At 38.1% G+C, this 11159-nt stretch carries 9 protein-coding genes and 1 rRNA gene; 3 read left to right on the top strand and 7 right to left on the bottom strand.

Features of this window, described 5'->3' with window-relative positions:
- Together ACIQXI_RS15300 and ACIQXI_RS15295 are read right to left on the bottom strand one after the other, a co-directional pair.
- Window positions 1–329 (bottom strand): 16S ribosomal RNA (locus tag ACIQXI_RS15300); the annotation flags it as partial.
- Window positions 330–600: 271 nt separating this feature from the next.
- Entirely contained in the window at window positions 601–1500 is a 900-nt protein-coding gene (locus ACIQXI_RS15295) for a DMT family transporter (RefSeq protein ID WP_402926488.1), read from the bottom strand.
- Window positions 1501–1630: 130 nt separating this feature from the next.
- Between ACIQXI_RS15295 and ACIQXI_RS15290 the strand changes: the two genes are divergently transcribed.
- The gene (locus ACIQXI_RS15290) at window positions 1631–2353 is read left to right on the top strand and encodes an MgtC/SapB family protein (protein WP_402926485.1); all 723 of its coding nucleotides are present in this window, start codon (window positions 1631–1633) and stop codon (window positions 2351–2353) included.
- Window positions 2354–2368: 15 nt separating this feature from the next.
- Window positions 2369–3343 (top strand): cation diffusion facilitator family transporter, encoded by a 975-nt coding sequence (locus ACIQXI_RS15285; RefSeq protein ID WP_402926483.1) that lies wholly within the window; start codon window positions 2369–2371, stop codon window positions 3341–3343.
- Between the two features lie 104 nt (window positions 3344–3447).
- On the opposite strand, the gene ACIQXI_RS15280 is transcribed toward ACIQXI_RS15285, so the two are convergent.
- The 4 genes from ACIQXI_RS15280 to pruA form a co-directional block, all read right to left on the bottom strand.
- Window positions 3448–4611, bottom strand: coding sequence for an iron-containing alcohol dehydrogenase (locus tag ACIQXI_RS15280; protein ID WP_402926481.1), 1164 nt, complete (start codon window positions 4609–4611; stop codon window positions 3448–3450).
- A 305-nt stretch (window positions 4612–4916) separates the two neighbouring features.
- Window positions 4917–6161 (bottom strand): Glu/Leu/Phe/Val family dehydrogenase, encoded by a 1245-nt coding sequence (locus ACIQXI_RS15275; RefSeq protein ID WP_402926479.1) that lies wholly within the window; start codon window positions 6159–6161, stop codon window positions 4917–4919.
- Between the two features lie 83 nt (window positions 6162–6244).
- Window positions 6245–7438 (bottom strand): ornithine--oxo-acid transaminase, encoded by a 1194-nt coding sequence (locus ACIQXI_RS15270; RefSeq protein ID WP_402926477.1) that lies wholly within the window; start codon window positions 7436–7438, stop codon window positions 6245–6247.
- 225 nt (window positions 7439–7663) lie between these two features.
- Window positions 7664–9208: an L-glutamate gamma-semialdehyde dehydrogenase gene (gene pruA / locus ACIQXI_RS15265; RefSeq protein ID WP_402926475.1), complete on the bottom strand. Its 1545-nt coding sequence runs from the start codon at window positions 9206–9208 to the stop codon at window positions 7664–7666.
- A gap of 148 nt (window positions 9209–9356) precedes the next feature.
- Here pruA and ACIQXI_RS15260 point away from each other — a divergent pair, with 148 nt between their 5' ends.
- On the top strand, window positions 9357–10664 hold the full coding sequence (locus ACIQXI_RS15260; protein WP_402926473.1) for an AAA-type ATPase lid domain-containing protein: 1308 nt from the start codon (window positions 9357–9359) through the stop codon (window positions 10662–10664).
- A gap of 56 nt (window positions 10665–10720) precedes the next feature.
- Here the strand turns inward: ACIQXI_RS15260 and yugI are convergent, their stop codons facing one another.
- Window positions 10721–11098: a S1 domain-containing post-transcriptional regulator GSP13 gene (gene yugI, locus ACIQXI_RS15255; RefSeq protein ID WP_402926470.1), complete on the bottom strand. Its 378-nt coding sequence runs from the start codon at window positions 11096–11098 to the stop codon at window positions 10721–10723.
- Between the last annotated feature and the right edge of the window lie 61 nt (window positions 11099–11159).

The raw sequence follows: 11159 nt of genomic DNA, 5'->3' as shown, positions 1-11159 counted from the left end.
TCCCAGTGTGGCCGATCACCCTCTCAGGTCGGCTACGCATCGTCGCCTTGGTGAGCCGTTACCTCACCAACTAGCTAATGCGCCGCGGGCCCATCTTATAGCGACAGCCGAAACCGTCTTTCAGAATTTCACCATGAGGTGAAACAGATTATTCGGTATTAGCCCCGGTTTCCCGGAGTTATCCCAAACTATAAGGTAGGTTGCCCACGTGTTACTCACCCGTCCGCCGCTAACGTCAAAGGAGCAAGCTCCTTCTCTGTCCGCTCGACTTGCATGTATTAGGCACGCCGCCAGCGTTCGTCCTGAGCCAGGATCAAACTCTCCATAAAAGAAATTTGATTAGCTCAAATTGTTTTGCTGGCATCAATTTTGATGTCCAAAATTTTTGTTTCGTTCACTAACCGAAGTTAGCTCAGAAACTATATTGATTACGTTTTGCTTGTTCAGTTTTCAAGGTTCATGTTACGTCACTTATTTTCAGCGACTTTATTATTATAACTTGCATCTAACAAGAAGTCAACAACTTTTTTTAAATTGTTTCATTCAAGTCGTCCTTCTTGTTAAGGACAAGTAATAATATATAATATAGCAATATAAAAATCAAGCTTTTTTTCTAAAATAATTTAAAATCTTTTTATCATCCACTACAAACAATAGAATCCCTACTATAACAATTAATCCACCGATTATTTGGGTAGCGATCAAATACTCTTTAAAAATTAAAAGCGCTAATATTGCTGCACCAATTGGTTCGAATAATATAGCAATCGAGATAACATTCGTACTAACATACTTAATAGACCAATTGAATAAAGTATGACCTAATAAATTTGGAACAATAGCTAATAAAATAAACCATATCCAATCCATCGAAGAATAAGGACCGAATGATTCCCCTTTCAATAGAACATAGAAAAACAATGTAATCGTACTGACTACATATACAATCATTGTATATGTAACAAGCGATAATCGTTTTCGTACATCTTGGCCAAATAATAGGTAGGTTGTAATAAGTGCACAAGCAATTAGCGCTAGCATATCCCCATAAAAAGCAGAACCACTTAGTTTAAAATCTCCCCAGCTTATTAATATACTGCCAACGATGGCAATTGCCCCTGCTATAATCGTTTTTACAGTAATTGCTTCTTTAAAGAAAAAGTATGTACCTACAAACGCAAACAGCGGTTGTAATGTTACAAGTACAGTGGAACTCGCAACAGATGTGTAGTTCAGTGATTCAAACCACAAAATAAAATGAAATGCTAAAAATATCCCTGCAATTGAAGAAAAAAGCCAATCACGCTTAGATAAATGCTTTAATTCTTTAGTATATTTCCATAAAAATAACGGTGCCATGATGATGACAGAAAACAACATACGATAGAAGGCAATGGCACCTGATTCCGCATTTGCCAATTTCACAAAAATGGCTGATAAAGATACCGAAATAACACCAATCAAAATAGGGATATATGGATGAATTTTTGGTTCATTCATATAAATCAACCTCCAGAAAAAAAACTTATACTTCGTTACTTCTCTGATGTACAATACAAAAAAGTAATGTACATATAATAATGACAGTTTGCATATCTCTTAGCAATACGAAATATATGGAGGGGTGCGTTTGGAAACATTATTGGAGAATATGATTACATATGAAGTTGGCATAAAATTAGTGATTGCAGCCACATTAAGTTTAGTAATCGGTATTGAAAGGGAATTAAAAAAGAAACCAGTTGGATTAAAGACTAGTTTAGTTATTGCAACATTCAGCTGCTTACTAACAATCATTTCTATAGAGACCGCCTACTCAACGCCTCCGAGAGCAGAAATTAATATTACAATGGATCCCCTTCGTCTAGCTGCTCAAATCGTAAGCGGTATAGGATTTCTTGGGGCAGGCGTTATTTTAAGACGTGGCAATGATAGCATATCAGGTTTAACGACTGCTGCCATGATATGGGGAGCTGCAGGAATAGGTATTGCTGTTGGCGCAGGCTTTTATATGGATGCAACATTAGCTGTTATTATTATTGTTTTTGGAATTGAAGTATTATCCCCATTTCTTATGAAAATCGGACCAAAACGCATTCGTATGCGAGAAGTATCATTAAAAGTTCAGATTGATGATGATAACAATACCGAAACATTCCTTCTATTTTTAAAGGACAGCAATATTGTAATTGAAAACATTCGTATTAAAGATATCCCAATAGGAAATAATCAAGTGTTACACGAATTAGATTTCCGTTTATCGCTAATCGTCTCAGATAACTTACTGTCGTTTTATCGTTCATTACGTACTTTACCCTATATTGAAAAAATTGAAATGGAAATTTTAAATTAGCTGGAGGATTCTTTCATGACAGAACTATTGAAACTATTAAAGGAAGGTAATAAACCTTCTCTAATGGCAGCATTTGTAAACGCATTTTTAGGAATTATTAAAGGAATTGCCTTCTTCTTCACAGGCAATGTCGCTATGTTTGCCGAGATGATGCATTCGCTTGGAGATGCAGCAAACCAATTTTTCGTATATGTTGGTTCGGCATTATCCAAAAAAGCACCGACAAAGAAATTTCCAGGCGGTTTCGGACGAATTGTCAATCTAGTCTGTCTATTCGCCGTTATAATTGTAGCCATTTTATCTTATGAAACAATTAAAGAAGGCTGGCATCATTTTATGCATCCTTCAGGTGAATCAAAAGGTATGTTAATAGCACTTGGCGTATTATTAATCGGCATCATTTTAGAGGGAACTGTACTTGCAAAAGCAGCTGTAGAAGTTTTACACGAAGCAGGACAAGAAAAAGCTGGTCTAATGTCTTTACCGAAAGCATTCGGATTTTTAAATCGTGCCAAACCAGCGACAAAATTAGTATTTATGGAAGATTTAGTAGCAACAGGTGGGAATATTTTAGCCTTTGCCGCTATTTTAATTGCACATTTTACAGGTTGGACGAGAATTGAAGGGCTTGTATCAATCATTATTGGCTGTATGATGTTTTATGTTGTTGGAAAGGTATTTCTTGATAATGCCCGTGGTGTGATTGGGGAAACAGATGAGGAAATGCTCAATCATATTGCGCACTTAGTAATGGATGACCCTAATATTAAAGATATTGTTCGCTTAGAGGTTGTGAAAGAAGGGGAATTTTTACACGTTGAATTAGTTGCTGAAGCAGATGCGAATTTATCACTTGCCTTTCTAGATGATGTCCGCGATCATTTAACAGAAGTTATTCTAAGCCAAAAAGGTGTATCTAAAGTTGCGATTTTATTTGATGAGGATGATGGTAAAACAAACTGGGTACACGTAGGTGAACGACCACAATAAGTTAATAAAGGAACTAGTTGTTGATAGCGAGGGCACTCGACGGAATGACAACAACAATATAGCAAAGAAGCGTTCGATTTAATTAATCGAACGCTTTTTCTATACTACAAGGCGTTTTGCAAAATTGTACGCACATCTTCTTCTTGTAGTTTATTAAAGTTTCCAAACGGTCCATTTTGCATAGCATGTTCAATAATTTGCCCGAATTTTGAATCATCAATATTATAATCAGCTAAACGACTTGGCGCATCCAAGGAAGTCCAAAATGCCGATAATCGATCAATACCTTCATAAGCAATTTCTTCAGCCGTTTTCCCCGTCGGATCAACACCGAAAACTCGAGTCGCTAAGCCGGCAAATCGCTCTGGATTAACCGGTACATTGAGACGCATCCAATGAGGTTGTAAAATTGCTAAACCACCCGCATGCGGAATGTCGTAAACTGCAGAAACTGCATGTTCAATATTATGCGATGCCCAATCTCCACGTGAGCCGATTGCTAAAAAGCCATTTAAACCAATCGTTCCAGCTAATAAAATCGTTTCACGCAATGAAATATCCTCTAAATTTTTTAGTAATTTAGGTGCTGTTGTTATTACCGTTCTTAAAACACCTTCGCACATTTCATCTGTAACAGGTGTATTTGTCGTATTATGGAAGTACTGCTCCAAAACATGAGACATCATATCAACCATACCGTAAACTGTGTGGTTTTTCGGTACTGACACCGTGTAAGCCGGATTTAAAATCGAGAATTTCGGGAATGCTGCTGGACTACCCCAACCTAACTTTTCTTCAGTTGCGGCATTTGTAATAACAGAGCCTGAATTCATTTCGGAGCCTGTAGCAGCTAATGTTAAAACTGTTCCAAGCGGTAAGGCATCTTCAATAAATACTTTTCGTTTTACAATATCCCACGCGTCACCATCATATTTTGCACCAGCAACAATTAATTTTGAACAGTCAATGACAGAACCACCACCAACAGCCAGTACAAGATCAATGCCTTCACTTTTACAAAGTTCAATCCCTCTTCGCGCTGTTTCAACACGAGGATTAGGCTCTACGCCACTCAATTCAAAAATTGTTTTACCTGCTTGTTGTAATTTCTCCATAACAGCATTGTACACACCGTTACGCTTTATACTACCCCCACCGTAGACTACGAGTACCTTGCTGCCATATTGCGCTAACTCTTTCGGTAATTTCTCCAGCGCATCTTCACCAAAGTGTAATTTCACTGGGTTATAAAATGTAAATGAATCCATTGAATTCGCCCCTTTCTAGTTGGATTTTCTCATAGTTATAATGAAGAAAGCAAAGATTTCAAACCAAAAAATACAAAACAAAGGAGAGATTCTTTCCTTAAAATAGGACACTATGCATTTCATACATACTTTTTTTGCTCTTCCTTGGAGCGCAGTGCTGTGCTCCTACTGAGTAGCACAACATCAATCACGCACATTAGCATGGAGTGCGACTTACGTTGGAACCACGGTAAGCCAGTCCACAGCTAATTTCAAAAAAAAGACATTCCTTATTAGGAATGTCTTCTTTATTAATACTCTATTGATTAAACCCAGCCACGGAAGCGAGATGCTTCAGCAGTACGGCGTACCCCAACCATATAGGCAGCTAAGCGCATGTTGATGTTGCGTGTTGTCGCAGTTGTATAAACATTTTCAAATGCGTCAACCATTTTTTTGTAAAGGCGTTCTTCTACTTCTTCTTCTGTCCAGTAATAACCTTGGTTATTTTGTACCCATTCGAAGTAAGAAACTGTAACACCGCCAGCAGATGCTAATACGTCTGGTACTAGTAAAATACCACGCTCTGTTAAAATTTTAGTCGCTTCAGCTGTTGTTGGACCATTTGCTGCTTCTACAACAATATTTGCTTTAATATTGTGTGCGTTGTCTGCAGTAATTTGGTTTTCAATCGCAGCAGGAACTAAAATATCACAGTCAAGCTCTAAAAGATCTTTATTTGAAATTGTGTTTTCGAATAATGTTGTTACTGTACCGAAGCTATCACGACGATCTAATAAGTAGTCGATATCTAAACCTTCAGGATCATGAAGTGCACCGTATGCATCTGAAATACCGATAACTTTAGCGCCTAAATCATTCATGAATTTAGCTAAGAAACTACCTGCGTTACCAAAACCTTGGATTACAACGCGAGCACCTTTAATATCGATACCACGTTTTTTCGCAGCTTCTTCGATAACGATCGTTACACCTTGTGCAGTCGCACGATCGCGCCCTTGAGAACCACCAAGAACAAGTGGCTTACCTGTGATGAATCCTGGAGAGTTGAATTCGTCCATACGGCTATATTCATCCATCATCCATGCCATAATTTGTGCATTCGTAAATACATCTGGTGCAGGAATGTCTTTAGTTGGTCCAACGATTTGACTAACCGCGCGAACATAACCACGGCTTAGACGTTCGATTTCACCCATAGACATTTGACGTGGGTCACAGATGACACCGCCTTTACCTCCACCGTAAGGTAAATCTACAATTCCGCATTTTAATGTCATCCACATTGAAAGCGCTTTAACTTCCTCTTCGGAAACAGCTGGGTGGAAACGTACCCCACCTTTAGTTGGTCCTACTGCATCATTATGCTGAGCACGGTAACCAGTAAATACTTTCGTTGTACCGTCATCCATTTTAACTGGGATGCGTACTTGTAACATACGAAGCGGCTCTTTTAGTAATTCATACATTGCTTCGTCATAGCCTAGTTTATTTAGAGCATCTTGAATAACATCTTGAGTTGATGTGAACAGGTTTAAGTTTTCAGACATATTAAATCGCCTCTTTAATTTTTATAATGATAGTATATCGGCATCATTGTAACACACTTCGGAAATAAAATGTGAACATTTTGTTAAATATTAAATACTTTTTCGATTTGAGCAATTGACCAATCTAAATCTTCTTGAGAAATCACTAATGGTGGTGCAAAACGAATAACCGTATCATGTGTTTCTTTACATAATAAGCCTAATTCTTTTAGTTTTTCACAGTACGGACGCGCTGCTTCTGTTAATTCCATACCGATGAATAAACCACGACCACGAACATCTTTAATTACTGGGTTATTAATTTCACGTAATTTCCCTTTGAAATATTCACCTAGCTCTTGTGAACGCTCTGCTAATTTTTCATCTAATAATACTTTAATAGATGCGATTGAAACAGCACATGCTAAAGGATTGCCTCCGAAAGTTGAACCGTGTGAACCTGGGTTGAAGACACCTAAAATATCGCGGTTGGCAGCTACACAAGAAATTGGGAATACACCGCCACCTAATGCTTTACCTAAGATGTACATATCAGGCTCTACTTCTTCCCAATCACATGCAAACATTTTACCTGTACGAGCTAAACCAGCTTGAATTTCATCCGCAATAAATAATACATTATTTTCACGGCAAAGTTCACGTGCAGCTTTTAAGAAGCCTTCTGGTGGAATGACAATACCAGCTTCTCCTTGAATTGGCTCAATTAAAAATGCTGCTGTATTCGGCGTAATTGCAGCTTTTAATGCTTCTAAATTACCGTAATCAACAAGTTTGATATTTGGTAACATCGGTCCGAAACCACGACGGTATTCTTCATCAGATGATAAAGATACAGCTAGCATCGTACGACCGTGGAAGTTTCCGTTACAAGCGATAAGTTCCGCTTTCCCTTCTTCCACACCTTTTACATCATAAGCCCAACGACGAGCTGCTTTAAATGCAGTTTCAACAGCTTCTGCACCTGTATTCATAGGTAAAACCATTTGTTTGTTTGTTAATTTACCTACTAGCTCATACCATTCACCTAAGTTTTCACTGTAAAATGCACGAGAAGTTAACGTTACTTTGTCAGCTTGTTCTTTTAATGCAGCAATAATTTTTGGATGGCGATGCCCCTGATTCACTGCAGAATATGCAGATAACATATCTAAGTATTTGTTTCCTTCTGGATCTTTAACCCATGCACCTTCAGCCTCAGAAATAACGATTGGCAGTGGATGATAGTTTGCAGCACCGTAATTTTGTGTTTGATCAATAACTTGTTGTGATTTTGTCATATAGCATTCTCTCCCTACTCACTTATATTGAAAATCTATGAAAGATACGACTGTTTTTAAGAACCGAAAAAATTAGCTATATAATAGAAACAATACAAAAAATTCGTTCCCTAACTATGGTTAACCGTATACCTCGTAGGTTTTATTGGCTACGAGGCTGGTTAACCTTTTGGCAATGTTTAAACAGCCAATCTTTAAAATATGTTATGCACTAATCTATAAAGATTAAAGCATTTCTGAAGTTGTTTTCGCTTGCATATGCAGTTGTAGGTAGTCTGGGCCACCAGCTTTTGAATCTGTACCGGACATGTTGAAGCCACCGAATGGTTGGTAACCAACGATTGCACCTGTACATCCACGGTTGAAGTATAAGTTACCTACGTGGAAATCTTCACGTGCTTTTTCTAAATTCATACGGTTGTTAGTAATAACCGCACCTGTTAAGCCGTATTCCGTGTCGTTCGCAATTTCGATTGCTTCATCGAAATCTTTCGCTTTCGCGATCGCTACCACTGGTCCGAAAATTTCTTCTTTCATAATGCGAGCCGAACGGTCTACATCTGCAAATACAGTTGGGTTAATGAAGTAACCAACTGAATCATCCGCTGTACCACCTGCTACAAGGCGACCTTCACCTTTACCAATTTCAATGTATTCTGTAATTTTATTGAATGCTGCTTGGTCGATTACTGTTGCCATGAAGTTGCTGTTGTCAGATGGGTCACCTACTGTTAAAGCATTTGTTAGCTCTGCTACACGGTTGACTACTGTCTCATATACATCTTCTACGATAACGGCACGAGAACATGCTGAACATTTTTGACCTGAGAAGCCGAATGCTGATTTCACGATAGATTGTGCCGCAAGCTCTAAATCTGCTTCTTTATCAACAACGATTGTATCTTTACCGCCCATTTCAGCGATAACACGTTTGATCCAAATTTGACCTTCGTTATGTGTTGCAGCACGTTGGTTAATACGTAAGCCGACATCACGAGAACCTGTAAAGCTGATGAAGCGTGTTTTTGGGTGATCTACTAAGTAGTCGCCAACTTCAGCACCTGAACCTGGTACGTAGTTTACTGCACCAGCCGGTAAACCTGCTTCTTCTAATACTTCGATAAATTTATAAGCGACAACTGGTGTAGTTGAAGCTGGTTTTAATAACACGGTATTCCCTGTTACTAATGCGGCTACTGTCGTACCAGCCATAATAGCGAATGGGAAGTTCCATGGAGAAATGACAATACCGATTCCTAATGGAATATAGTCATAACGATTGTACTCGCCTGGACGGCTTTCTACTGGTTGACCGTCTTTAATACGTAACATTTGGCGACCATAGTATTCAAGGAAGTCAATAGCTTCCGCTGTATCTGCATCTGCTTCATTCCATGGCTTACCAGCTTCTTTTGTTAACAGTGCTGAGAATTCATGTTTGCGGCGACGGATAATGGCAGCGGCTTTGAATAACACGTCAGCACGAATCGCTGGGTCAACTTTTTTCCATGTTTTAAATGTTTCATCTGCTGCTTGCATTGCTTTTTCAGCTAATTCTTTGCTCGCTTTCGAAACGCGACCGATTACTTCTGTTTTCTTTGCTGGGTTATAAGACACAATTTTATCTTCTGTCGTAATACGTTCGCCACCGATAATCAGTGGGTAGTCTTGACCTAAATAACCTTCAACTTTATTTAATGCCTCTACATAAGCGTTGTAGTTTGCTTCTTGAGTAAAATCTGTAAATGGTTCGTGTTTGTATGGAATCATATGATATCCTCCTTTTGTGAGCTGTAAAAATTTAGTGTGCAAAAAACATTGACGCAAAATATTTTTGCGTATAAAATATTCTTACACTTATTATAATGCAAAATTTCGTTGCATATTTCAAGTAAAAAATTTCTGAGGTGCACATTTTATGAAAAATTCTGAACCCTTATTGCCTTTTTATGAGTTTATTGCAACTAATGTATCCGTTGGTATACATGCGATTGACGTTACTGGTAAAACAATTATCTATAATTCAAAAATGAAAGAAATTGAAGGATTTCATTTTGATGAATTAGCAGATCGTTCAATCATTGAGTTGTTTTCCTTCCGTCAACATGAAAGTACTTTAATGCGGGTATTACAAACCGGTTTACAAGAAGTGAATGTGAAACAAACCTATTGGAATAAAAATGGACATGAAATTACAACAATCAATGATACATTCCCACTTTTCAACAATGAGCAATTAATTGGAGCAATTGAATTTGCACGTGATATAACATCTTTAGAAAAACTAGTGTATCAGCCTCTTCGCCGATACGGTGAGCCTATGACGTTCGATATGATAACGGCTGTTTCAGAGACAATGCAACAAGTAATCGCAAATGCGAAAAAAGCTGCTGCGGTAAAATTACCGATTTTGCTTATTGGGGAATCTGGTACAGGAAAAGATTTAGTTGCTGAAGGGATACATCACGCTGCATCTGCTGATCCAGAAGCATTTGTTACACTTTTTAGCCGTCGTTCAGCTAAATCAGTACTCGATAAAGTACACGAGCTATTACAGGATGACAAAGCATATACATTTTTCTTTGAACGAATTGACTTTTTAAGCTTAGACATTCAAGAGCAATTATTAGAATTATTACAGTCACTTCCACAATCAAAATATATGCTGATAGGCAGTGTTGGCAGTGATCCGATTACTCTTATTGCAGAGAACAAGCTTTCGAAATCTCTATATTATTTCTTTGCTACCATGTCGATTACCATTCCAAACTTAACAGACCGTAAAGAAGATATTTTACCGTTTGTTGATGATTATTTGAGTCGCCATCGCGAGCGATTCGCTTCCAATGTTTCAGAACTTGCACCAGATGTACAAGCTTTATTTTTACAGTATGATTGGCCAGGAAATCTAAAAGAGCTTGAACTCCTTCTAGATGAAATCGTATCGTTTATGACAACTGAAACTACCGTTACGTTCGATTTACTTCCTGTACATTTTCGTTTTAAGGCGCAAAATCAAGACACATCTGAACGCGAACCGGAATTCTTTATGTTCCAGCAGCATAATGAAGTAATGCCACTCGATGCTTATTTGCGTGAAGCCGAATCCTATTATGTGCAAAATGTTTTAAATCTATATGAAGGCAATATTACGAAAGCTGCAGGTGCACTCGGTATGAGTCGACAAAATTTACAATATCGTCTAAGAAAGATGAAAAAGGACTAATAGTTATTTTTATAAAAAAAACGAGGATACCTTCGCATGGAAGCATCCTCGTTTTTTTAGTGACCTGACTGTTCGATCCAGTCTTGTAGTTTGTCTTTTAGTGAATTAAAACCGTTTGCATCGGATTCATCTACTCGATCCTGCAATGATTTGCGTGGTGGTGCGTCTTTTTTTCTAACTGCTACTGGGCGTTCTTGTAAAGCACGAATCGATAAACTAATTTTTTCGGCCGCTTCATCGATTTCAAGTACCTTCACTTCAACCTCTTGCCCAACTGATAAAAACTCACAGACATCTTTTACAAAGCCGTACGTAATTTCAGAAATATGCACGAGCCCTTGTGTATCGTCATCAAGTGCGACAAATGCACCGTACGGTTGAATACCTGTAACTTTTCCGGTCAATACGTCTCCTAATTCATATTTTTTTGCCATAACCTTTGCCCACTTTCTATATGTTTGCTACGTATATATCACGTTAAATTATAACATACGT

Source organism: Lysinibacillus sp. NPDC097195 (genome assembly GCF_044762075.1).
GTDB lineage: Bacteria > Bacillota > Bacilli > Bacillales_A > Planococcaceae > Lysinibacillus.
This window is presented reverse-complemented; position numbering and strand designations above follow the sequence as displayed.